The organism is Streptomyces flaveolus (genome assembly GCF_014648815.1).
GTDB classification, from domain to species: domain Bacteria; phylum Actinomycetota; class Actinomycetes; order Streptomycetales; family Streptomycetaceae; genus Streptomyces; species Streptomyces flaveolus.
On sequence record NZ_BMRV01000006.1, the window covers coordinates 50,081 to 74,723 of the forward strand.

The 24,643-nt window shown below is 75.1% G+C and carries 15 protein-coding genes and 1 pseudogene; 15 read left to right on the forward strand and 1 reads right to left on the reverse strand.

Going from position 1 to position 24,643, the window contains the following annotated elements:
* Positions 1-51 precede the first annotated feature (51 nt).
* From IEZ05_RS16015 to IEZ05_RS16070, 12 genes and pseudogenes are all read left to right on the forward strand, one after another.
* Complete coding sequence (locus IEZ05_RS16015) at positions 52-1,389, forward strand: ABC transporter substrate-binding protein (protein WP_189230785.1); 1,338 nt, start codon at positions 52-54, stop codon at positions 1,387-1,389.
* Between the two features lie 6 nt (positions 1,390-1,395).
* Positions 1,396-2,340, forward strand: coding sequence for a carbohydrate ABC transporter permease (locus IEZ05_RS16020; RefSeq protein WP_189230786.1), 945 nt, complete (start codon positions 1,396-1,398; stop codon positions 2,338-2,340).
* Positions 2,337-3,227: pseudogene (locus tag IEZ05_RS16025) on the forward strand (carbohydrate ABC transporter permease). The gene IEZ05_RS16020 and the pseudogene IEZ05_RS16025 overlap by 4 nt, the downstream one beginning before the upstream one ends.
* A 7-nt stretch (positions 3,228-3,234) precedes the next feature.
* Positions 3,235-4,500: a 6-phospho-beta-glucosidase gene (locus IEZ05_RS16030; RefSeq protein WP_189230787.1), complete on the forward strand. Its 1,266-nt coding sequence runs from the start codon at positions 3,235-3,237 to the stop codon at positions 4,498-4,500.
* Positions 4,491-5,462 (forward strand): N-acetylglucosamine kinase, encoded by a 972-nt coding sequence (locus IEZ05_RS16035; RefSeq protein ID WP_189230788.1) that lies wholly within the window; start codon positions 4,491-4,493, stop codon positions 5,460-5,462. Before IEZ05_RS16030 ends, IEZ05_RS16035 begins: the two co-directional genes overlap by 10 nt.
* A 194-nt stretch (positions 5,463-5,656) precedes the next feature.
* Complete coding sequence (locus IEZ05_RS16040; protein WP_373298787.1) at positions 5,657-7,108, forward strand: hypothetical protein; 1,452 nt, start codon at positions 5,657-5,659, stop codon at positions 7,106-7,108.
* Between the two features lie 59 nt (positions 7,109-7,167).
* On the forward strand, positions 7,168-8,211 hold the full coding sequence (locus IEZ05_RS16045; protein ID WP_189230790.1) for a glutamate ABC transporter substrate-binding protein: 1,044 nt from the start codon (positions 7,168-7,170) through the stop codon (positions 8,209-8,211).
* A gap of 59 nt (positions 8,212-8,270) precedes the next feature.
* Positions 8,271-9,605, forward strand: coding sequence for a hypothetical protein (locus IEZ05_RS16050; RefSeq protein ID WP_189230791.1), 1,335 nt, complete (start codon positions 8,271-8,273; stop codon positions 9,603-9,605).
* 22 nt (positions 9,606-9,627) lie between these two features.
* Complete coding sequence (locus tag IEZ05_RS16055; protein WP_189230792.1) at positions 9,628-12,318, forward strand: serine/threonine-protein kinase; 2,691 nt, start codon at positions 9,628-9,630, stop codon at positions 12,316-12,318.
* 3 nt (positions 12,319-12,321) lie between these two features.
* On the forward strand, positions 12,322-13,716 hold the full coding sequence (locus IEZ05_RS16060; RefSeq protein ID WP_189230793.1) for a PP2C family serine/threonine-protein phosphatase: 1,395 nt from the start codon (positions 12,322-12,324) through the stop codon (positions 13,714-13,716).
* Between the two features lie 126 nt (positions 13,717-13,842).
* Positions 13,843-15,225, forward strand: coding sequence for a vWA domain-containing protein (locus tag IEZ05_RS16065; protein WP_189230794.1), 1,383 nt, complete (start codon positions 13,843-13,845; stop codon positions 15,223-15,225).
* Positions 15,226-15,280: 55 nt separating this feature from the next.
* Positions 15,281-16,825: an FHA domain-containing protein gene (locus IEZ05_RS16070; protein WP_189230795.1), complete on the forward strand. Its 1,545-nt coding sequence runs from the start codon at positions 15,281-15,283 to the stop codon at positions 16,823-16,825.
* 15 nt (positions 16,826-16,840) lie between these two features.
* On the opposite strand, the gene IEZ05_RS16075 is transcribed toward IEZ05_RS16070, so the two are convergent.
* Positions 16,841-17,815, reverse strand: coding sequence for a methyltransferase domain-containing protein (locus IEZ05_RS16075; protein ID WP_189230796.1), 975 nt, complete (start codon positions 17,813-17,815; stop codon positions 16,841-16,843).
* A gap of 92 nt (positions 17,816-17,907) precedes the next feature.
* Here IEZ05_RS16075 and IEZ05_RS16080 point away from each other — a divergent pair, with 92 nt between their 5' ends.
* The 3 genes from IEZ05_RS16080 to IEZ05_RS16090 all read left to right on the forward strand — a co-directional run bounded on the left by IEZ05_RS16080 (position 17,908) and on the right by IEZ05_RS16090 (position 24,635).
* Positions 17,908-18,321 (forward strand): globin, encoded by a 414-nt coding sequence (locus IEZ05_RS16080; RefSeq protein ID WP_189230797.1) that lies wholly within the window; start codon positions 17,908-17,910, stop codon positions 18,319-18,321.
* Between the two features lie 166 nt (positions 18,322-18,487).
* Entirely contained in the window at positions 18,488-21,769 is a 3,282-nt protein-coding gene (locus tag IEZ05_RS16085; protein ID WP_229869731.1) for an FtsX-like permease family protein, read from the forward strand.
* A gap of 136 nt (positions 21,770-21,905) precedes the next feature.
* Entirely contained in the window at positions 21,906-24,635 is a 2,730-nt protein-coding gene (locus tag IEZ05_RS16090) for an FtsX-like permease family protein (RefSeq protein WP_189230798.1), read from the forward strand.
* The last annotated feature ends 8 nt before the right edge of the window (positions 24,636-24,643 follow it).

The window sequence follows — 24,643 nt, forward strand, 5'->3', positions numbered from 1 at the left end:
ACCACCTCCGCAGCACCGCCCCGTCCCGCCCTGCCCCTGGGAGACCTCGCCATGCCCGGAACATCAAGGAAAGCGGCTTTCGCGGTCGCCGCCTCCGCCTCCCTCGCCCTGCTCGCCACCGCCTGCACGGGCCAGTCCGACACCGGCGCCACGGACGATCCGAACGCCGAGACGACCATCACCTTCTGGCACGGCTGGAGCGCGCCCGCCGAGGTCGAGGCCGTGCAGGAGAACGTGGACCGCTTCGAGAAGGCCCACCCCAACATCAAGGTGAAGGTCGTCGGCAACATCAACGACGACAAGCTCAACCAGGCCCTGCGGGCGGGCGGTTCGAACGGCCCGGACGTGGTGTCCTCCTTCACCACCTCCAACATCGGCAAGTTCTGCTCCTCGGGCGCCTTCCTGGACCTGAAGCCGTTCGTGGAGAAGTCGAAGCTCGACCTCGACGCGCTCATCCCGAAGCCGATGCTGGAGTACACCCAGTTCGAGGGCACCCGCTGCGCCCTGCCCCTGCTCGGCGACGCCTACGGCCTCTACTACAACAAGGACGCCTTCTCGGCGGCCGGCATCGAGGCGCCGCCGAAGACCTGGTCCCAGTTCGCCGAGGTCGCCAAGAAGCTCACCAAGCCCAAGGGCGACGGCTACGAGCAGCTCGGCTTCATGCCGAACTACCACGGCTACGAGACGGTCGTCGACCACTACATGTCCCAGTGGGACCACGCCTACTTCCGCGAGGACGGCAGGTCGAGCGTCGCCACGGACCCGGCGTTCGCCGAGATGTTCACGTACCAGAAGAAGCTCGTGGACGACCTCGGCGGCTTCACCCGGCTGGAGAAGTACCGCAACACCTTCGGCGACGAGTGGGGCGCCGAGCACCCCTTCCACACCGGCCAGGTGGCCATGCAGCTCGACGGCGAGTGGCGGCTCGGCATGGCGAAGGACGCCGGGGTGGACTTCGAGATCGGCACGGCGCCGATGCCCGTCGCCGACGACGAGGTGGACGAGTACGGCAAGGGATTCCTGTCCGGCACGGTCATGGGCATCGCGCCGCACAGCGAGAAGCAGAACGCGGCCTGGGAGCTGGTGAAGTACATGACGACCGACACCGAGGCCGTCGTCTCCTTCGCCAACGCCATCCACAACGTGCCCTCCACGTTCGCCGCCCTGAAGTCGCCCGGCCTGAAGACGGACCCGGCGTTCCAGACCTTCCTCGACATCGCCCAGCACCCCGAGTCGAACTCCCCGCCCGCCTCCGTCAACGGCGCCACGTACCAGCTGACGCTCCAGGACCTCGGCTACCGCTACGAGTCGGGCAAGGTGACGGACCTGAAGGCCGGTCTGGAGCAGACGGCCGCGCAGATCGACCGGGACATCGAGCAGGCGAAGTAGCCGTCCATGGCCACGAACACTCTCCGCGCGAAGCGCCGTGCCTCGGCGCTTCGGACGGTGGCCTTCATGTCACCGTGGCTCGTCGGGTTCGGCGTCTTCTTCGCCTATCCCCTGGTCTCCACCGTGTACTTCTCGCTGATGAAGTACGACGGCTTCGGCGCCCCCGAGTTCCGGGGCCTCGCCAACTGGACGTACGTCTTCCAGGACTACCCGCTGTTCTGGCCGGCCCTGCGCAACACCCTCTGGCTGGTCGTCGTCATGGTGACCTGCCGGGTCGTCTTCGGGCTCGGCGTCGGGCTGCTCATCACGAAGATCAAGGCGGGGGCCGGTGCCTTCCGCACCCTCTTCTACCTGCCCTACCTCGCCCCGTCCGTCGCCGCGACGCTGGCCTTCGTCTTCCTCCTCAACCCCGGCACCGGACCGGTCAACTCCGTGCTGGAGGGCCTCGGCGTACCCGCGCCCGGCTGGTTCACGGACGCCGCCTGGTCCAAGCCGGCGCTGACCGCGCTCGCGGTGTGGGGCGTGGGCGACCTCATGGTCATCTTCATGGCCGCCCTGCTCGACGTGCCCAAGGAGCAGTACGAGGCGGCCGAACTGGACGGGGCGTCGGCCTGGCAGCGGTTCCGGTTCGTCACCCTGCCGAACATCTCGCCGATCGTGCTGTTCGCCGTCGTCACGGGCGTGATCCAGACGATGCAGTACTACACGCAGCCGCTGGTCGCGGGGAAGGTCGCCTCCGGGATCATCGGCGGCTCCGGCCAGTCCTTCGAACCGGGCTACCCGGACAAGTCCACGCTGACCCTCCCCCAGCTCGTCTACAACCTCGGCTTCCAGCGCTTCGACTACGGCTCCGCCTGCGTGGTCGCGCTCGTGCTGTTCGTGCTGGCCATGGCCTTCACGGCGCTGCTGATGCGCCGCCGGGGCGGACTGATCCAGGCAGGTGACCGATGACCCAGGTACTGGACCGGCCCGTGGCGGCCGGGACGCCGCCCACCGAGGAGCGCACCGCCCGCCGGCGCGTCCTGCTGCAGTGGATCGCCGTCCACAGTCTGGGCGTGGCCGCCGCCCTCTTCTTCACCCTGCCGTTCGTCTTCGTCGTCCTCACCTCGCTGATGAGCGACCAGCAGGCCCTCACCCGCGACCTGGTCCCGCACACCTGGGAGTAGGGCAACTACCGCGAGGTCCTGGACACGCCCGGCTTCCTGACCTGGTGGCGCAACACCCTGCTGTACGCGGGCCTCGGCACGCTGCTCACCGTGGTCTCCTCGCTGCCGGTGGCGTACGCGCTGGCGAAGTTCCGCTTCCGCGGACGGCATCTGTCCCTGCTGCTGGTGATCTCGATGATGATGCTGCCCCCGCAGGTGGTCGTCATCCCGATGTACCTGTTCTGGGCGAAGCAGCTGGACCTGTCCGGCACGCTGTGGCCGCTGATCGTCCCGATGGCGTTCGGCGACGCGTTCTCGATCTTCCTGCTGCGCCAGTTCCTGCTGACCATCCCGGACGAGTACCTGGACGCCGCCCGGGTGGACGGCTGCGGGGAGCTGCGCACCCTGCTGCGGGTGGTCGTGCCGATGGCGAAGCCGGGCCTCGCGGCCGTCGCCCTGTTCCAGTTCTTCTACGCCTGGAACGACTACTTCGGCCCGCAGATCTACGCCTCGGAGAACCCGGGCGCCTGGACCCTGTCCTACGGACTGGAGTCCTTCAAGGGCGCCCACCACACCGACTGGAACCTGACCATGGCGGCGACCGTGCTGGTCATGGCACCCGTGATCCTCGTGTTCTTCTTCGCCCAGAAGGCGTTCGTCGAGGGTGTCACGCTGACTGGAGTAAAGGGTTGATGACCGAATGAAACTCACCGTGGTCGGCGGCGGTTCGACCTACACGCCCGAACTCGTCGACGGCTTCGCCCGGTTGCGGGACACCCTGCCGGTCGAGGAACTGGTCCTGGTCGATCCGGCCGCGGACCGCCTGGAGCTGGTCGGCGGACTGGCCCGCCGCATCTTCGCCCGGCAGGGCCACGGCGGGCGCGTCGTGACCACCTCGGACCTGGACGCGGCCGTGGACGGCGCCGACGCGGTCCTGCTCCAGCTGCGCGTCGGCGGCCAGGCGGCCCGCGAGCAGGACGAGACATGGCCGCTGGAGTGCGGCTGCGTCGGCCAGGAGACGACCGGCGCGGGCGGCCTGGCCAAGGCGCTGCGCACGGTGCCGGTGGTGCTGGACATCGCCGAGCGGGTGCGCCGGACCAACCCGGACGCCTGGATCATCGACTTCACCAACCCGGTCGGCATCGTCACCCGCGCCCTGCTCCGGGCCGGTCACCGGGCGGTCGGCCTGTGCAACGTGGCGATCGGCCTCCAGCGCAAGTTCGCCGCGCTGCTCGGCACGGCGCCCGCCGACGTCCACCTGGACCACGTGGGCCTCAACCACCTCACCTGGGAGACCGGCGTCCGCCTCGGCGGCCCCGAGGGCGAGGACGTCCTGCCCCGGCTGCTGGCCGAGCACGGCGACGCCGTCGCCGCCGACCTCCGTCTGCCCCGGCCGCTCCTGGAGCGTCTCGGCGTCGTCCCGTCCTACTACCTGCGCTACTACTACGCGCACGACGAGGTCGTCGAGGAGCTGCGCCACAAGCCGTCCCGGGCCGCCGAGGTCGCTCAGATGGAGCGGCGGCTGCTGGAGATGTACGCCGACCCCGCCCTGGACGAGAAACCGGCGCTGCTGGCCAAGCGCGGCGGCGCCTACTACTCGGAGGCGGCCGTGGACCTGGCGGCGGCCCTGCTCGGCGGCACCGGCTCCCCGTACCAGGTGGTGAACACCCTCAACCGGGGCACGCTGCCCTTCCTGCCCGACGACGCGGTGATCGAGGTGCAGGCCGCGGTGGGCCGCAAGGGCGCGACACCGCTGGCCGTCCCGGCCGTGGACCCGCTGTACGCCGGCCTGATGGCGAACGTGACGGCGTACGAGGACCTGGCCCTGGACGCGGCCCTGCGCGGCGGCCGGGAGCGGGTGTTCCGGGCGCTGCTCGCCCACCCCCTGATCGGCCAGTACGCCTACGCCGAGCAGCTCACCGACCGGCTGGTCGCGCACAACCGGGAGCACCTGGCGTGGGCCTGAGCGCGAGCGTGCTCGCCGTCGACGCGGGCAACAGCAAGACGGACGTGGCGGTCGTGGCGGCGGACGGGGAGGTGCTCGCCACGGCACGCGGCGGCGGCTTCCGTCCGCCCGCCGTGGGCGTCGGACCGGCGGTGGACGCCCTCGCCGAGGCGGTGACGCGGGCGTTCGCCGCGGCCGGCGTCACCGGCGTCGACCACGTCTCGGCGTGCCTGGCCAACGCCGACCTGCCCGTGGAGGAGGAGGAACTGTCCGCCGCGCTGCACGCGCGCGCGTGGGGCACGACCGTCGAGGTGCGCAACGACACCTTCGCGATCCTGCGGGCCGGCGTCACCGAGCCGCGCGGGGTCGCCGTCGTGTGCGGCGCCGGCGTCAACTGCGTCGGCATGCGCCCCGACGGCTGCACCGCCCGCTTCCCGGCCCTGGGCCGGATCTCCGGCGACTGGGGCGGCGGCTGGGCCCTGGCCGAGGAGGCGTTGTGGCACGCGGCGCGCGCGGAGGACGGGCGGGGTGAGCCCACGGCGCTGGCCCGGACCCTGCCCGCGCACTTCGGGCTCGACTCCATGTACGCCCTCGTCGAGGCCCTGCACCTGCGGCACATCGAGCCGGTACGGCGCCACGAGCTGGCCCCCGTCCTGTTCGCCACGGCGGCCGACGGCGACCCCGTGGCCGGGGCGGTCGTCGACCGGCAGGCGGACGAGGTGGTGGCGATGGCCACCGTCGCGCTGACCCGCCTCGACCTGCTGGGCGAGCGGACGCCGGTCCTGCTCGGCGGCAGCGTCCTGGCCGCCCGGCACCCCCGGCTCGACGACCGGGTGCGGGAGTTGCTGGCGGCCCGTGCGCCCAAGGCCGTGCCGCGGGTGGTGACCGCGCCCCCGGTGCTGGGCGCGGTGCTGCTGGGCCTGGACCGGACGGGAGCGGCCCCCGGGGCGCAGGAGCGGGTGCGGGCGCACTTCGGCGCCTGAGGGCCCCCGACGGGAACCGAACCCGCTCCGAACGCGTATTCATGGGCAGGGCTGGGGGCGGTTCCACCGGTCGGCCGGCGCCGTGAGCGGGGATGCGGAACCCCGCGTTCGGATCAAGATCGGGTGAAGGCCGGTGCGAATGTCGGTGCGGGGCGCGATACTTGCGGCGACGGATGACCATGGGGGAGGTCAGAGTGACTCGACCGCCGAAGAGCAGCGCGGCGCCACCGCCGGGCGCGGGCGCGCCCCCGCTGCCCGCCGTGCCGCCGCAGCCCCTGCCGCAGCAGCGGTCGGGTGACGGCGCCCCGCCCGGGTCCCCGCCGCCGGCGCCCCGCCGCACCGCGTTCGCCGAGGGCGTGGACCGCCTGCGCGCCGCGGCCACCACCGAACCGGGCCGGCTGCGCATCATCGGAGCCCTGCTCGCCGTGCTGGTCCTCGCCTTCGGCGCGGTCACCGCCTGGCAGATGAACGAGCGGTCCGCCGCCGCGGACGACGTGCTGAACCGCAGCCAGCCGCTCAGCTCCGCCGCCGCCGACATCTACCGCTCCCTCGCCGACGCCAACACCGCGGCGTCCAGCGGCTTCCTGGCCGGCGGGCAGGAGACGAAGGCTTCCCGCGACCGGTACGAGAAGGGCGTCCGCACGGCCGCCGAGGGGCTCGTGGAGGCCGCCGCCAACTCCGACGCCGGCTCCCCCGCCGCCACGACCATCACCCGGCTGAACCGCCTGCTGCCCGAGTACAAGGGCCTGATCGAGCGGGCCCGCACCTACAACCGGCAGGGCTTCCCGGTCGGCGGCGCCTATCTGCGCTACGCCAACGAGAAGATGCAGAAGGAGATGCTCCCGGCGGCGGAGGACCTGTACACGCGGGAGAACCAGCGGCTGAGCGGCGACTACGCCGACGCCAAGCCCTACCCCTGGGCGGCGATCGCCCTCGGCGTCCTCGCGCTCGCGGCCCTGGGCTGGGCGCAGTACCGCAACTACCGGCGCACCAACCGGATCCTCAACCACGGCCTGGTCGCCGCCACGACCACGGCGACGATCGTCCTGCTCTGGCTGGTCGTCGGCCACAGCGTCGCGCGGTCGGACCTGAACGACTCCTACGACCACGGCGTCCGCTCCCTGAACGCCCTGCACGAGGCCCGCATCGCCTCCCTCAAGGCCCGTGGCAACGAGAACCTCACGCTGGTGGCGCGCGGCGCGGAGACGAAGAAGGTCGGCGACGAGACCTACGACGCCTACGACTTCGACTTCGAGAAGAACATGGCCACGCTCGGCAAGGGCCTGGCCGAGGCGCGGCGGCTCGCCGACGACGAGGCGGGCACGCAGCCGGTCGCGGCGGCGGACGCCGACATGACGGAGTGGAAGAAGCGTCACGCGTCGGCCCGTGAGCAGGACGAGAACGGCAACTACCGGCAGGCGCTGGACCTGGTGATCGGCGGCAAGGGCGCCACCGTCGAGTGCTTCGACGGCGTGGACGCCTCGCTGGCCGACGCCCTCGACCACGAGAAGGACGAGTTCGAGCGGGCGGCGGGCGACGGCCTGGACGCGATGGGCCTGCTGCCCGAGGGCGCCGCCGCCCTCGCCGTCCTGGGCGCGGCCGGCGCGCTGCTGGGCATCGGCCGCAGGCTGTCGGAGTACCGGTGAGGCGGGGCCTGGGCCCGGCGAGCGGGTGGGAAGGGGTGGCGGTGAAAGGGGGCGTGAGGATGCGTGCGCGACGACTGCGGACCGGCCTGAAGGGCTGGGGCGGGGTGGGTGCGATGGCGTTCGCCTGCGCCCTGGCGGTGCTCTTCGCCCTGCTCCTGCCGGTGGTCCGCTCGCACGGCGAGGGCACCGCGGGCACCGGAGGCCAGGGCGCCGCCCAGGGCCGCCAGGCACGCGCCGCCGAGGAGTGCACGGACCCGGAGAAGCAGACCCTGTCCCCGGGCGGCGCGGACGGCCCCACCATCGAGGCGATCCGCAACCGCGAGGGCGCCAAGCGCAAGCTGGTCGTCGGTGTCGACCAGAACAGCTACCGCTGGGGCTACCGCGACCCCAACAGCGGCGGCGACGCCGAGCTGGAGGGCTTCGACATCGACCTGGTGCACCGCATCGCCGAGGACATCCTCGGCGACCCGAACGCGGTGCAGTTCAAGGCGATACCCACCGACCAGCGGGTTCCGGCGATCCAGGACGGCCGGGTCGACATGGTGGTCCGCACGATGACCATCAACTGCGACCGGCTGGCCGACGTCGCCTTCTCCGCGCCCTACTTCCGGACCGGCCAGCAGCTGCTCGCCCCCAAGTCCTCGGACATCACCGGGTACGACGACACGCTCGCCGGCAAGCGGATCTGCACGGCGGCGGGTTCGACGGCGCTGAGCACGCTGCAGCAGGACCAGGCGGACGGCAGGGCGGCGGCCGGCGCCGACCTGGGCACCACCGTGCCCAATCAGCTGGACTGCCTGGTGCGGCTCCAGCTCGGCGAGGTCGACGCGGTGGTCACCGACGGCGCGCTCGCCGCGAGCCAGGCCGCACAGGACCCCACGGTCGAACTGAAGGGCGACCCCTTCACCACCGAGTACTACGGCGTGGCGATGAAGAAGGACGCCGACGATCTGGTACGCCGGGTCAACCAGATCCTCGTGGAGTGGCGCGCCGACAAGGCCCGGGGCTGGCAGCACTCGTACGAGCGGTGGCTGTCGGAGACCATGGGCGACGACTCCCGGAAGTCGGAACCGCCGGCCCCCCAGTACCGGGGCGGGAGCTGACCGGCCGCCGCACCACCGGGAAAGAGCACGCACGAGTCCGCAACAGCGAAAGGTGATCGATGGGCGACACGGGACCCTCCGGGCCGGTGATGGACCGGGACGAGGTGGACCGTGCGCTGGCGCGGCTCGGCGCGGAGCACGAGGCGATCGAGACCTCGCTCCTCGCCCTGCAGGACCACGCGGGCCGCAGACTCCTGGAAGGCGCCGAGCTGACGGGCGTGACCCAGGAGCGCTGGGCCGCCGCGGAGGCGTCGATCACGCTGCTCTGGTCCTACTTCGACGCGTACACGGGCGCCCTGCGCACCGCCCGGGAGATCCGCTCCCGGCGCCGCTGGTCCAGCCGCGAGGACCTGGTGGAACTGACGGAGCTGCTGCGCGGCGAGGCGGTCACCGTGGCCGGCAATGCCGCCGCCACCGCCGGCGCGCCCACCCTGCACGGCGGTCCGGGCCGGCTCAGCGAGCGGTACTCGCTGGTCACGCTGGTGGACCGGATGAACCAGCTGTACGCGGCCTCCCTCGACCTGGTGGTCGCCGCCGACGCGGTGTGGTCGGCGCTGCCCGCGCGCATCGATTTACTCGCCGCCGAGCTCCAGCGCACCCGCCGGCTCGCCCACTCGGTGGGGGTACGTCCCGGCGAGCACCCGGCCGGTGACGACCTGGAGCGGATCACCCGCACCCTGACGAGGCTGCGCGAGCAGGTGGTGTCCGACCCGTTGGCGTTCTGGGTGCCCACCGAGGGCAGTTCGGCGCCGGGCGGCGGCCGGCCGGACACCACGGTCTACGACCGGGAGGCGCGCGCCCTGGAGGACGTCCGCCGGGAGATCGACGCGGTGCTGGCCGTCCGCCAGGACGCCGAGCAACGGATCGTGCGGCTGCGGGACGTGCTCTCCCGCGCGGACCGCACGCTCGCCGAGGCCCGCACCGCGCGCGGCGAGGTGCTGGCGAAGATCGCCGCGACGGAGGTGCCGGTGGTCAGCGGACCGCCGACCGTGCTCCAGGAGCAGCTGGCGACGGCCGCCGAGTACCGCAGACACGCCCAGTGGCACCGCCTGTCCCCGCTCCTGGAGTCCCTGGAGGAGAAGGCGGAGGACGAGCTGCTGCGGGCCCGCGAGTCCTTGACCGCGGTCACCGCGCCGCTCGCGGTCCGCGCCGAGCTGCGCGGCCGGCTGGACGCGTACAAGGCGAAGGTCGCCCGGCTGGGCTTCGCGGAGGATCCGGAGCTGGTCGAGAAGTACGAGAAGGCGCGCCGCATGCTGTGGAGCGCGCCCTGCGACCTGCGCGTCGCCGAGCAGGCCGTCCTGCGCTACCAGCACGCGGCGGCCGAACTGCTGGGCTCCGCGCCGCGCGTGCCCGGGCAGGGCGGGCCGGTGGACCGGACGGGGCCCGGCGCATGAGCGACAACGGGGAGGCGACGGCATGAGCCAGGAGCAGCGGACCTGTCAGCGTCCGGGCTGCGGCGGGTCGTACGAGGACATGGGCGGCGGCGAGCTGTACTGCGACACCTGCGGTCTCGCGCCGGTCGTCGCGTCCAACGGCATGGTGGGCTCGACGCCGACCGGGATCACCGGCGGCGGGCGGGGATCGCGCGGCTCGGCGGGCAGCGGCAGCGCGCGCGCCAGCGGCCGCAGTGCGCGGACGTCGTCGCAGTCGTCGAAGTCCCGGCGCTCGGTCTCGGGGCGGCTCTCGCGGTCCGTGTCGGGCCGGTCCACGGGCCGTTCGGTGTCGGTGCGCAGCTCGGGGACGCCCGCCGGTTCGTCCGCGCGGGGGCGGCTCGGGGCCGGCCTGGTCGAGGTCCCGGCGATCCCGAGGCCCGACCCGCGCGCGATGGTCCTGGACAACCCGGAGGTGCCGGAGCGCAAGCGGTTCTGCTCGCGCTCGGACTGCGGGGCGCCGGTCGGGCGGGCGCGCGGGGACCGGCCCGGCCGTACGGAGGGCTTCTGCACCAAGTGCGGCCACCCGTACTCGTTCGTGCCCAAGCTGAAGTCCGGGGACGTCGTGCACGGCCAGTACGAGGTGGTGGGCTGCCTGGCGCACGGCGGGCTCGGCTGGATCTACCTCGCCGTCGACCGGGCCGTCTCGGACCGGTGGGTGGTCCTCAAGGGCCTGCTGGACACCGGCGACCAGGACGCGATGGCGGCGGCGATCTCCGAGCGGCGCTTCCTCGCCGAGATCGAGCACGCCAACATCGTGCGGATCTACAACTTCGTCGAGCACCTCGACCAGCGCACCGGTTCCCTCGACGGCTACATCGTCATGGAGTACGTGGGCGGCAAGTCCCTCAAGGAGATCGCCAACGCCCGCCGCACGCCCGAGGGCCGGCGCGACCCGCTGCCGGTGGAGCAGGCGTGCGCCTACGGCATCGAGGCGCTGGAGGCCCTCGGCCACCTGCACAGCCGCAACCTGCTGTACTGCGACTTCAAGGTCGACAACGCCATCCAGACCGAGGACCAGCTCAAGCTGATCGACATGGGCGCGGTGCGCCGCATGGACGACGACGAGTCGGCCATCTACGGCACGGTGGGCTACCAGGCGCCGGAGGTCGCCGACGTCGGGCCCTCGGTGGCCTCCGACCTGTACACGGTCGGCCGTACCCTCGCGGTGCTGGCCTTCGACTTCCAGGGCTACACGACCGTCTACGCCGACTCCCTGCCGGACCCCGACTCCATCGAGGTGTTCCGGCAGTACGAGTCGTTCTACCGACTCCTGGTGCGCGCCACCGACCCCGACCCGGCCCGCCGGTTCGCCTCCGCGCAGGAGATGGCGGAGCAGCTGACGGGCGTGCTGCGCGAGGTCGTCTCGCTGCAGACGGGCCGCGCCCGGCCGGCGCTGTCCACGCTGTTCGGGCCCGAGGTGCGGGTCACGGACACGGAGTTGTTCCCCCGGCTGGACGGCGAGGTGTCGACGCTGGGAGCCCGGGTGACCGGCACCCGCAAGCGCGGTGACGGCGCGTCAGCGGCGCTGCCGACGGGCGGCGGGGGCGTCGGTCCCGCGCTGCCCGGCGGTTCGGGCCCGGCCGTCGGAGCGCCCGGCGGGACGGTCGCGGGCACCGCGGTCCACGGCGGGACGGGCGTGGCGGCGGCGCTGCCCGCCGGAGCGGGCGCGAGCGCCTCACTGCCGGGTGCCGTGAGCGCGGTCGGCAGCGTCGAGGCCGGCGCCTCCGGCCTGGTCAAGTCCGTCGACGCCCCCGCCGCCGCCCTCGCCCTGCCGGTCCCGCGGGTCGACCCCGGGGACCCCAACGCCGGTTTCCTGGCCGGCCTGATGGCGTCCGCGCCGGGTGAGCTGCTGACCGCGCTGGGCGCCGCCCCGGCGCCGTCGACCGAGACCCGGCTGCGGCAGATACGGGCGCGGCTGGAGCAGGGCGACGCGCCGGGGGCGCTGGCGGCCCTGGACGCCCTGGAGGGCGAGCGGCCCGACGACTGGCGGGTGGTCTGGTACCGGGGCCTGGCCTCGCTGGTGACCGGCGACCACGAGGGCGCCGCGCTCGCCTTCGACGCGGTCTACGACGCCTTCCCGGGCGAGATCGCGCCCAAGCTGGCGCTCGGCCTGTGCGCGGAGGTGCTGGGCCAGCTCGACAACGCCGCGGAGTACTACCGCCTGGTGTGGTCGGCCGACCCGAGCCATGTCAGCGCCGCCTTCGGCCTGGCCCGGGTCCAGTTGGCGGGCGGCGACCGGTCCGGTGCCGTACGGACGCTGGAGTCGGTGCCGGAGTCGTCCGTCCACTGCACGGCCGCGCGCGTGGCGGCCGTCAGGGCCCGGCTGCGCCGGCGCACGGCGGCCCCGGGCGACGTGGCGTTCCTGGACGATCTGACCGCGGCCGCCCGGCAGGTCGAGGCGCTGGACGTGTACGGTCTGGACCCGGCGCGCCGCGAGCAGTTGTCGGTCGAGGTCCTCGGCTGTGCCCTGGACTGGGTACTCTCCGGGGGCCGGGGTTCCGTTCCTCCCGCCGCCGGGGAACGGGCAGTGCTCGGCAGCGGTCTGGACGAACGCGGCCTGCGTTTCGGCCTGGAGCGTTCGTACCGCACGCTGGCCCGGCTGGCGCGGGGCGGCGAGGAGAGGATCGACCTGGTGGAACGTGCCAATCGTTACCGCCCCCGGACGTGGGTGTAGTTGATGTCGCAGATGCCCCAGCAGGCCGCTGTGTCCCAGTGCCCGAGCTGCGAGGAACCCCTCGAGTCGGGCGACCGTTTCTGTGGCGCGTGCGGATACGACCTGTCCGCCGTGCCCGCGCGGCCCGAGGACAGCCCGACGATCGCCATGAACGGCGCGGTGCCCGCCCCGTCGTCGCCGCCGGACGGCACCGGCCGGCCCGTGCCGGGCACGGAGTCGGGCGGCCCCCCGCTGCCGCCGCCACGGCCCGCCGCGCCCCCGCCACCGGCCGCCGCCGCGCCCCCGCCGCCGGCCGCACCGCCGGTCGCACCGCCCGCCGCGCCGCCGGTGGCGTCGGGACCGGCCGGGGCCGAACCGGCCGCGTCCGGTGTGCGGTTCGACCGTCCGGGCGAGCCCGACGAGTACCCGCTGCAGGCACCCGACCCGCGGTCGGCCGCCGCCCCGGCACCGTCCCCGGAGGCCGCCCCCGCCCCGGCCGCGTCCGGCAAGGTGTGCGTGGCCTGCCGCGCGGGCCGCGTCGACGGCGACGGCTACTGCGAGAACTGCGGGCACGCCCAGCCCCGCGAACGCGACCACATGGAGCAGGAGTCGGGCCCCGTCGCCGCGGTCAGCGACCGCGGTCTGCGCCACCACCGCAACGAGGACGCCTTCTGCGTCGGCCACACCGCGCTGCCCGACGGGACACCCGCGACCGTGGCGATCGTGTGCGACGGCGTCTCCTCGGCGACCCGCCCGGACGACGCCTCCCTCGCCGCCTCCCGCGCGGCCGGCGAGTCGCTGCTCGCGGTGCTGCCGCGCGGCACGCACCCGCAGCAGGCCATGCACGACGCGATCGTCGCCGCCTCGCACGCCGTCAACGCGCTGGCCGACGAGCCCGCCACGGCCCGCGAGCAGGCACCGCACCAGAACGCCCCGGCCTGCACCCTCGTCGGCGCCGTGGTGACCTCGGACCTGCTGGTCGTCGGCTGGGTCGGCGACAGTCGCGTCTACTGGGTGCCCGTCGACCGCAGCACACCTGCGGCCCGGCTCACCGAGGACGACTCGTGGGCCGCGCAGATGGTCGCCGCGGGCCTGATGAACGAGGCCGAGGCGTACGCCGACGAGCGCGCCCACGCGATCACCGGCTGGCTCGGCGCCGACGCCTACGAACTGGAGCCGCACACCGCGTCGTTCAAGCCGGACCGCCCCGGCGTGGTCGTGGTCTGCACGGACGGTCTGTGGAACTACGCCGAGTCGGCCGAGGAGATGGCCCGCGCCGTGCCCCTCGACGCCGCCGCGCGCCCGCTGCACAGCGCCCGGGTCCTGGTCGGCCACGCTCTGGACGGCGGGGGCCACGACAACGTAACAGTGGCCGTCGTGCCGTTCCCGGCCCCGCCCGCGGGGGCAGGATCCGGCTGAGGCCGCGCAGCCGGGCCACGCACGGCCGGGTACACGGCGGGGCGGCCTCGCGGACCGCAGGGGGCGGTCCGCGCCACGAGCCATCACCCCACCACCGTGGGGACGTAGAGGGGGATGCGATCCGGCATGGCCAATTTCTCGAAGTCGAACGTGCCGCAGTTCTCGGTGGACGTCTACCAGAACGAGTACCTGCCCGAGGGCGGCCGTGAGGTCAACGCGATCGTCACGGTCACCGCGACCGGCGGCGGCACGGTCGGAAGCGCGGTGGCCGCGCCCCATCTGTACACGCCGGGCCGGGGCCCGTCCGCCGCCGTGGCGCTGATGGTCGACTGCTCGGGCTCGATGGACTACCCGCCGACCAAGATGCGCAACGCCCGGGACGCGACGGCCGCCGCGATCGACACCCTGCGCGACGGCGTGCACTTCGCGGTGGTCGGCGGCACGCACGTGGCCACGGAGGTCTACCCCGGCAACGGCCGGCTCGCGGTCGCCGACGCCACCACCCGGGAGCAGGCCAAGCAGGCCCTGCGCAGGCTGAGCGCGGGCGGCGGCACGGCCATCGGCACCTGGCTGCGGCTGGCCGACCGGCTGCTGTCCACGGCGGATGTCGCCATCCGGCACGGCATCCTGCTCACCGACGGCCGCAACGAGCACGAGTCGCCCGAGGACCTGAAGGCGGCGCTCGACGCCTGTGCCGGACGGTTCACCTGTGACGCCCGTGGCGTGGGCACCGACTGGGAAGTGAAAGAAGTCACAGGGATCGCCTCCGCCCTGCTCGGCACCGCCGACATCGTCGCGGACCCGGCGGGCCTCGCCGCCGACTTCACGCGGATGATGGAGACGGCCATGGGCAAGGAGGTCGCCGATGTGGCCCTGCGCCTGTGGACCCCGGTCGGCACCACGGTGAGGTTCGTCAAGCAGGTCGCGCCCACGGTCGAGGAGCTGACCGACCGCCGCACGGAGGCGGGGCCGCGCGCCGGGGACTACCCCACCGGGTCCTGGGGCGACGAGTCCCGCGACTACCACGTCTGCGTGGAGGTACCGGCCGCGAACATCGGCCAGGAGATGCTGGCCGCCCGGGTCTCCCTGGTCGTCCCGGAGCCTGGGGGCACCTCCCGCTCGAGCGAAGCCGGGAGTGGGGGAGGCACCGTGCAGAATCTCGGCGCGCAGGGTCTCGTACGCGCCGTGTGGACGGACGACATGGCCGCGTCCACGTCGATCAACCCTCAGGTCGCCCACTACACCGGGCAGGCCGAACTGGCACAAGTCATCCAGCAGGGGCTGGATCTGCGCAAAGCGGGAGACATCGACGGAGCAACGGCCAAACTGGGCCGCGCGGTCCAGCTGGCCGGAGCCTCCGGAAACGCGGATACGGCGAAACTGCTTGCGAAGGTGGTGGACGTGGTCGACGCGGCGGCAGGTACTGTGCGACTGAAAGCGAAGGTCGAGGAGGCCGACGAGATGACTCTCGAGACCCGGTCGACGAAGACTGTTCGCGTGAAGAAGTGACGCAGTAACGCAGGACAACACAGCGACAAGCTCCGCAAGAGGGGGAAGCTCCGACATGCCGACCTGCCCGAACGGACACCAGTCGGGTTCCGACGACTGGTGCGAGGTCTGCGGTCACCGCATGGCCGGTGCCGTGCCGCCCCCTCCGCCACCACCGCCCCCGGGCGGGGGCTACGGCTTCCCGCCGCCCGCCGGTCCCGGCGGCCCGGGCGGCCAGGGCGGCCCCGCCGCGGAACCGCAGCTGTGCCCGCAGTGCCGCACGCCCCGCGAGGGCGGTGCGCCGTTCTGCGAGGAGTGCCGGTGGAACTTCCTCACCAACACCGCCACCTCGTACACCCCGGCGGCCCCGCGCCCGCCGGCGCCCGGCCCGGGGCCCCGGTTCCCGCAGCCGCCGGGCGGACCGTCGTACGGCGGCGGTGACGCGTACGACTACCAGGGCTCCCGCCCGTCCCAGATGAACCGTCCCGCCGAGCCGATCCCGCCGGGCCCGCCCTTCGGCGGCGACCCGTCGGGCCCCGGCGGTCGCGGTCCCGGCCAGCACGGCCAGGGCGGCCCCGGTGGTCCCGGTCAGCACGGCCAGGGTGGTCCCGGTCCGCACGGTCCGGGTGGTCCGAACGGTCCCGGTCCGCACGGTCCCGGCGGCCCCAACGGTCCTTCCGGCTACCCCGGTCCCGGCGGCCAGGGCGGCCCTTCCGGCTACCCGGGTCCCGGCGGCCAGGGCGGTCCCTCCGGCCCGCCGGCCCCGCCCGGTTTCGGTGCCGACCCGTCGCGGCCGGTTCCGCCGCCGCCCGGCCCCGTTCCGCCCCCGCCCGGTCCCGGCGGGCCCGGTGGTCCGGGAGGCCCAGGTCGTCCCGGCGGTCCCGGCGGCCCCGGCGGCCCCCCGCAGGCGTTCCAGCAGTCCGCGCCCCCGGCCCCGCCCGGCTTCCCGCAGGAGACCGGCCGCCCGCAGCAGGGCGGTGGCCCCCAGCAGGGCGGTGGCCCCCAGCAGGGCGGCGGCCCCTCCTTCGGCGGCGGTGAGGACGACTGGGTGCTCTCCCCGCCGTCCGGCCCCGGCGGTCCTGGTGGCCAAGGAGGCCCCGGCGGTCCTGGTGGCCCCGGTGGCCCCGGCGGTCCTGGTGGCGGCTACGGCTACCCGCAGCCCGGCGCCACCCAGGCCCCGCCCGGCCACGGTTTCCCGCCCCAGCACCAGCAGCCGGCGACCTGGACGGCGACCATCGGTCCGGACCGCGAGTACTTCATGGCGATGATGCAGCGCTCCGGCCCCGAGGCCGCGGGCCTGAACCTGCCCGCGTACTCGCCCGAGCAGCAGCGCACGCTCACCGGCAACCAGATCACGATCGGCCGCCGCCGGCACTCCACCGGCGACACCCCGGACATCGATCTCGCGGTGCCGCCGGAGGACCCGGGCGTCTCGCACCAGCACGCGGTGCTGGTGCAGCAGCCGGACGGCAGCTGGGCGGTCGTCGACCAGAACTCGACGAACGGCACGACGGTCAACGGCGGCGAGGAGCCGATCCAGCCCTTCGTGCCGGTGCCGCTCCAGGACGGCGACCGGGTGCACGTCGGCGCCTGGACGACGATCACGATCCGCCGCGGCTGAGGCGGGTGCGGGCCGTCAGGTGAAGGGCCAGGCGTACGGACCCTCCGGGTCGTCCAGCCAGGCCCAGGCCCGCTCGCCGCGGACGGTGATGCCGTAGCGCTCGCGCCGGGGGGCGTCCTCGCGCTCCCACAGCGCGTACGCCTCCTGCGGGTCGAGGCTGCCCCGGGTCAGGGCCAGCAGGAACCGGAACAGGTCGTCGTCGCGGGCCCGGCGCGGCACCCCGCCGAGGCCCGGCGGCTCCGGCTCGGTCCGCCCGGCGCCCCGCAGTGGCACGAAGTAGGCCGGCGTGTGCAGGAAGTGTCCCTCGGCGTGCCCGGCGTCGCGGACGGTGAGCGTGATCAGGCCGGTGGCGAGCGGCGCCAGGATGCGCCCTCCGGGCCGGCACTGGACGAGCCAGGCTCGGGGGATCGTCGGCAGCGCGCAGGTGGCGATGATCCGGTCGAAGGGGGCGCGCTCGGGCACCCCGCGCGCCCCGTCACCGGTGACGACGGCCGGGCGGTACCCGGCGGCGGTCAGGTGCCGACGGGCCGACTCGGTGATCTCCGGGTCCAGATCGACCGTGGTGACCAGGTCGTCGTCGCCGAGCCGGTGGGCGAGCAGGGCGGCGTTGTAGCCGGTGCCGGCGCCGATCTCCAGGACCCGGTTGCCGTCCGCCACGTCCAGCTCCACCAGCATCATCGCCATCAGCGACGGCTGGCTGCTGGAGGAGAGCAGCTCGCCGTCGCGCAGCCGGGTGGCGAGCGGGACGTCGGCGTACGCGCCCCGCACCCAGCGTTCGCGGGCCGCGGGGTCGGGGTGCTCGCCCCAACGGCGCTCGTAGCCGCCCCGGACGCCGACGTAGTAGTAGGGCACGAAGAGGTGGCGCGGGACCGTCTCGAACGCCTCCCGCCAGACCGGGTCGGCCGCCCAGGCGCCGCTCCGCTCGATCTCGCGCACCAGCTCCGCCCGCGCGGAGGCGGCGAGGCCTGTCAGGTCCTGGTGCCCGCCCATGCCTCCACAGTAGGGCCCGGCGGTCGCCGTGGGTGGTCCGCGGGCGGGAGGAGGTCCTAAGTCTCCAGGCCTATGCCGCCCCGTCTGAGACCATGGACGGCGTGAATGAGATTCGGCGCGGCACGCTTCAGGAGCAGACCTTCTACGAGCAGGTCGGCGGGGAGGAGACCTTCCGCCGGCTCGTCCACCGTTTCTACGAGGGGGTCGCCCAGGATCCGGTCCTGCGGCCGATGTATCCCGAAGAGGACCTGGGCCCGGCGGAGGAGCGCTTCGCGCTCTTCCTGATGCAGTACTGGGGCGGCCCGACGACGTACAGCGAGCGGCGCGGCCACCCCCGCCTGCGGATGCGGCACGCCCCCTTCGCCGTGGACCGTGCCGCGCACGACGCGTGGCTGAAGCACATGCGGGCGGCCCTCGACGAGCTCGGCCTGTCCGAGGAGCACGAGCAGACGCTGTGGAAGTACCTGACGTACGCGGCGGCCTCGATGGTCAACACCGAAGGCTGACTGCGCCGGGGGGCGTCGGCTCCCGGGAGCCGATGAGCGGATTCCGGTCCCGCATCGCCGGAATCCGGTCACGATCCGGTCAAGTCCGCCCTTCGAACGGTTACCCCCGCCATGGGCCCTCTGACAACATCGCCGAGAGGTCTGGACAACGGCGGTGGGGGGCCGGGTGGTGGGGAGCGGGGGGCTCACGGGGTTCGTGCTGCTGCGCGCGCGGGCGCATCGCCTGCTGCTCGCCGCCGCGCTGCTCACCGTCCTGCTGACCACGGCGGTACTGGCGACCCTGGCCGCCTACTCGGGCGCGATCGGCGACGCGTCCCTGCGACACGCCCTCGCCGATCCGCGCAACGCCGCCGACACCGCGCTGATCGTCAAGGCGGACGTGCCCGAGGACGGGCGTGAGGACGCCGACGCCACCGTGCGCAAGGGCGCCCGGGACACCTTCGGCGGGCTGCCGGTCACCGTCCGCACCCTGATGCGGTCGGGCCCGTACGCCCTGCCGGGCACCCCGCGGCCGTCCGGCGAGCGGTCCGGCGACAACCCGGACCTGACGTACTTCGCGGCGCTCGACCCGGCGCAGGTGCGGATCACCGAGGGACGGATGCCGCGGCACGGCGGGCCGGTGACCGAGGTCGCGCTGCCGACGGCCGCCGCCGAGCGCCTCGGCGTCCGGACCGGCGCCCGCCTCACCCTCACCGACCGGTTCGACGGCCCGGCGGTGCGCATCGAGGTGACCGGCCTGTACCGGCCGGCCGAAGCCGCGTCCCCGTACTGGGACCTGGACGACCTGGGCGGGCGCGGGATCAAGCAGGGCGGCTTCACGACGTACGGGCCGCTGCTCGCCGCCCCCGGCGCGCTGACCGGCGGCCGGCTGAGCGCCGGGCCGTCCGGGTGGCTCGCGACGGCGGACTTCTCCACGGTGACGGCCGGCCGCGTGGAGGCGCTGCGCGAGGCGGCCCGGGACGGAATGGCGTGGCTGCGCGGCCGGCCCGTCCTCAGCGGTACGACGGCCGCGACGACGTCCCTGCCCGAGGTGCTGGACCGGCTCGACCGCTCCCTGCTGGTGTCCCGCTCCACGCTCCTCGTCGTGGCGCTCCAGCTGGCGCTGCTGGCGGGCTGCGCGCTGCTGCTGGTGGCCCGGCTGCTGAGCGCCGAACGCGCGGGCGAGCTGCGGCTGCTGCGGGCGCGGGGCGCCTCCCGGGCCCGTCTCGGGTGGCTCGCCGCGCTGGAGGCGCTGCTGCTGGCCGTCCCGGCGCTGGTCTGCGCGCCGCTGCTCGCCGGTCCGCTGACCCGGCTGCTGGCCGGGCAGGGGGCGCTGGCCCGGATCGGGCTGCGGCTGGAGGTGCCGGCCGTCGGCGGGGGCGGGGTGTGGCTGGCCGCCGGGGTGGCCGCCCTGGGGTGCGCGCTGGCGGTGACGCTGCCCGCGCTGACCGCCTCCCTGGCCGCCGGCGGCCGGACCCGGCCGCTGCCCGCGCCGCTGCGGGCGGGTGCGGACATCGGCCTGCTGGTGGTGGCCGGCGTCGCCTACTGGCAGCTGTCCCGGCAGACCTCGGGCGCGGTGACCGGCGACGGCAGCGGCACCCTGGGCATCGACCCGTTGCTGGTCGCGGCGCCCGCGCTGGCGCTGCTGGCCGGCACCGTGCTGACGCTGCGGCTCCTGCCGCCGGTCGCGCGGCTCGCCGAGCGCCGGGCGGCCGGCGGACGCGGGCTGGCCTCGGCGCTGGCGGGCTGGCAGCTCGGCCGCCGCCCGATGCGCGGGGCCGGCCCGGTGCTGCTGCTGGTCCTGGCCACGGCGCTGGGCATGCTGGCGATCGGCCAGGGCGCCTCCTGGGACCGCTCGCAGGACGACCAGGCGGACTTCCGCGCCGGCGCTCCGGTGCGGGTGCTCGCCGCCGGGACGGCGGACCTCGGCCGCACGGAGACGTACGCGGCCGTCCCGGGCGTCCGGGAGGCGGCCCCCGCCGTCCGTACGACGCTGCAGCTGTCCGGCGACCGGACGGCCACGGTGCTGGCGCTGGACACGGCGGGCGCCGCGGACGCGATGCTGCTCCGTCCGGACCTGTCCCCCGTGCCCGCCCGGTCGCTGCTGGCCCCTCTCGGGCCCGAGGACGAGGCGGCGGGCGCGAAGGTGCCGGAGGGCACCGCGCGACTGGGCCTGACGGTGGCCCTGGGCCGCGCGGGCGCAGGCGGGGACACGGGCACGACCGCGGACGTGACGGTCACGGTGCGGGACCGACACGGCGTGCCGTACCGGCTGCCGGCCGGTGCGCTGGACGCCGACGGCCGCGGCCACACCCTGGACCTCGCCGTGTCCTCCGGTCCGCTGACCGTGACCGGCCTGGAGCTCGTCATGGCCCAGCCGAGCGGCCGCGCTCAGCAGCACCGCTTCGTCCTGGAGGCGCTGACCGCCACGGCGGCCGACGGCACCGTGCGGCAGCTGGCGCTGCCCCGCTCGTGGACGGCCTCCGCACGCGGTGCCGGCCAGTTCTCGCCCCCGGACGCGCCCACGAGCCCGACCCGGCCCCGGCTGCGGGCGTCCGCGCCGCCGGTGATCGAGTACGGCACCGGGTACGTCCCGGCCGACATGCCCTGGGAGTCGGCGTCGCTGACCGTGCGGCTGGACGCCGAGCAGCCCGCGCCGCCGCGGCTCACGGCCGTGGCGACCGACCGCTTCCTCGACTCCGCGGGTGCCCGCGCCGGGCAGCCGGTGGACATCGCGCTCGACGGCCGGACCGTCACCGTGCGGATCGTGCAAGCGGTCCACGCCCTGCCGACCACCACCGCGACGGACGCCGCGGAGCGGGACGGCGGTGCGCTCCTGGTCGATCTGCGGTCGGTGAACCGGGTGCTCCAGGCCCGGTACGGGGAGAGCGTGACGCCCACCGAGTGGTGGCTGCGGACGGCGCCGGGGAAGGCGGCCGGGGTGGCCGCCGCCCTGCGCGCCTTCCCGGACGTCGATCCGGCGCAGGTCGTGGTGCGGGACGAGCTGGCCGGGCAGTTGCGTGACGACCCGTTCGGGGCGGGCCCCGGGACGGCGTTCACCGCGGCGGCCGGGGTGGCGGCGGCGCTGGCGGCCGTCGGCTTCGCGGTGAGCGCGGCGGGGTCGCTTCGGGAGCGGGGCGCCGAGTTCGCGGTGCTGCGGGCCCTGGGCGCCCCGCGCCGCCGGCTGGCCCGCGCGGTCGCCGTCGAGCAGGGCGTCCTGGTGGTGCTGGCGCTGCTCGTCGGCACGGCGCTGGGTGCCGTGCTGGCCCGGGCGGTGATTCCGCTGATCGTGCTGACCCCGGAGGCCACCCACCCGGTGCCGGCCGTGCTCGTCGACCTGCCCGTGGGCCGCGTCGCCGTCCTCCTGGCCGCCGTGGCGGTCACTCCCCTGCTGGTCACGGCATTCCTCGCCGTGCGCCGGGCGGACCCGGTGCCGGCCCTCAGGGAGCAGGGAGGCGAGACCCGGTGACGACACCCCGCACGGCGGCGGCCGGAGTGCCGTCGCCCCACGGCCGCCGCACAGCCGTACGGCGCCCGGCACGGGACCACGCCCCGACCGCACCGGCGGCCGGCCCGTTCGTCGTGCGACGAGGAGGTGAGCTGACGTGAACCCCGTCGCCGCCCCGTGGGTGCGGACCCGGCTGCGCACCGCCCCCGGTGCCGCGTGCGCGCTGGCGCTGCTCGTGGCGCTGACCGCGTGTCTGGCCGCCGCCTTCCCGCGGGCACTGGACCGGTACGCGGACGCGACCCTGCACCACGATCTCCGCCAGGCCCGCCCCGACCGGACCAGCGTGCTGCTGACGACCGGGCAGCCCGATTTCGGCTCCGACCTGGAGCAGTGGCAGCAGGACATGCGTCCCGACGCGCTGCGCGAGCGCTACGACAGCGCGCTCGGCATCGTCGCCGGCCGGCTCCCCGTCGACCGGAAACAGTCGGCGTACGGGGTGCGCACCACCGAGACCATCGAGGTCCGGGAGCCCTGGCTGCCCCGGCCCAGCGGGTGGGACCCGCGGGTGTACCTCGCCGCCCAGCACGGCCTGGGCGACCACGCCCGGCTGCACGCCGGCCGGCTGCCGCGCCCGTCCGGTACCCCGGTCACCGCGACCAGCGACCGGGTGGAGGCGGCCGTCACCACCGAGACGGCCGAGGCCCTGCACATCGAGGTGGGCGCGGTCCTCCACGTGCCCCGCGTGGCCCGCGCCCCGCTCGCCGTCCACATCACCGGCGTCCTCGCCCCGCGCGACCCGGACGGCGCCTACTGGGCCACCCAGCCCGTGCTGCGCACCCCGTCGCTGCAGAGGGTGCCGGGGCCGCCCGGCGCGGACACCGACAAGTACTGGCTCGGCGCCCTGCTGCTCGCCCCCGACGCGGGGCCCGCCCTGCTGGGCACGGCCGGTTTCCCCGTGCGCTACTGGCGGTTCGCGCCGGACGCCGACGCGCTGCACGCCCACGACCTGGACCGGCGGAACTCGTCCGTCGCCGCCCTGGAGTCCGGGCCGGGGCTGCGGGAGGTGCGGTCGGCCGTCGCCCCGGACGCGGACGTGAGCACCGACCTGGACGAGGTGTTCGCCGCCTTCGACCGGCTGCGGTCGGGCATCGGGCCACTGGTCACGGTCGCCGCGGTCGGCACCGGCACGGTCGCCGGGGTGGTCCTGCTGATGGCGGCGGGCCTGGCCGGCGACCGGCGCCGCGCGGAACTCGCCCTGCTGCGGGCCCGGGGCGCGTCCCTGCGGGGCCTGGTGGGGCGGCTGTTGGCCGAGACGTCCGTGGCGGCGGTGCCCGCGGGCGCCCTCGGTCTCGCCGCCGCGCTGCTCGCCCTCCCCGGGGCCCGTCTCGTCCCGTCCGTCGCGGCCGCCGTCGCGGTCACCGTCGTCGGCTGTTCCGCGCTGCCTCTGCGGGCCGCCGTCGCCCACCGCACCGTCCGGGTCCACGGCGGCCGGCAGGACGTGGTGTCGAGGCGCCCGTCCCGGCGCCGTACGGTCGCCGAACTCACCGCCGTCGTCCTTGCCGTGGCCGCGGTCGAGACGCTGCGCCGACGCGGTGCGGCGAACTCGGCCGACGACCTGGTGTCGCTCGCGCCGGTGCTGGTCGGGGTGATCGCCGCGCTGGTCCTGGTGCGCCTGCACCCCCTGCTTCTGCGCCGGCTGGCCCGCCCGGCGGGGCGGCTGCGCGGCGCGGTGGGGCACCTGGCGCTGGCCCGCGCCGGCCGTACGTCCGTCCCGGCGGTGCTGCCCCTTCTGGCGCTGCTGACCGCGCTCACCACGGCGGCCTTCGGCGGCTCGGTCCTGACCGGTGTGACGGACACCCGGGACCGGGCGGCCCTGCTCAGCACCGGCGCCGACGCCCGCGTGGAGGGGACCGGCCCGCTGCCGTCCGCCCTGGCCGACCGGGTCCGTCGCACCCCGGGCGTGGACGGGCTGACCGGGGTGAGCATCGCCTACGAGGCCAGGACCAGCAACGGCCGCCAGACGCTGCCCGTGGCGGGCGTCGACCCCGCCGCGTACGCGAGGCTGGCGGCGCGGACGGAGCTGGGGGCCTTCGACGCGGGCGACCTGAAGCAGCCGGGCGGCCAGGACGAGCCCCTGCGCGCACTGGCCTCGCCCGCGGTCGCCGAGCGGTTCGGTACGGAGCCGTTCCGGGTCCGCATGGAGGACGGCACCGCCGTCGTCCTGCGGATCGCGGTCGTGCGCGACCTCACCCCGGCCGTCTCCGGCGACGAGTTCCTGGTCGTGGACCGGGCCGGGCTGTCCGCGGAGGCGGCTCGTCCGAACGTGCTGCTGCTGACCGGCGGCCGGATCGACGGGGGCGCCCTGCGCCGGGCGACCGGCGACGCCGGCTCCGTGCTCCTGCGGGCGCAGGAACGAGCCCGGTACGTCGACTCGCCCCTGCAGTCCGGTGCCGAACGCGTCTACAGGGCGGCCGTGGCGGCCGGCGCCGGTTACGCCGTACTCGCCCTGCTGCTGTCCCTGCTGCGCGCCGCGCCCGAACGGGCTGCGCTGCTCGCCCGCCTGCGCACGATGGGCCTCACCCGGTCCCAGGGCCGGCGCCTGCTCGTCCTGGAGTCCCTCCCCCAGGCCGCCCTGGCGGCGGCGGGCGGGGCGCTGACCGGCTGGGCGGCCGTCCGGCTGCTCTCCCCCGGCATCGACGTGACGACGATCGCGCTGGCCACGGCGTCGTCCCCGGGGGGCCCGGCCGGGCTGCGCACGGACCCGTGGTCGCTGGCGGTGCCGACGGTCGCGGTGCTGGTGGTCGCGGTGGGGGCGGCGGCGGTGCAGGCGTGGTGGTCGGGGCGGCGCGGGTCGGTCACGGAGCTGCGGGCGGGTGACTCCGGATGAAGGGACCC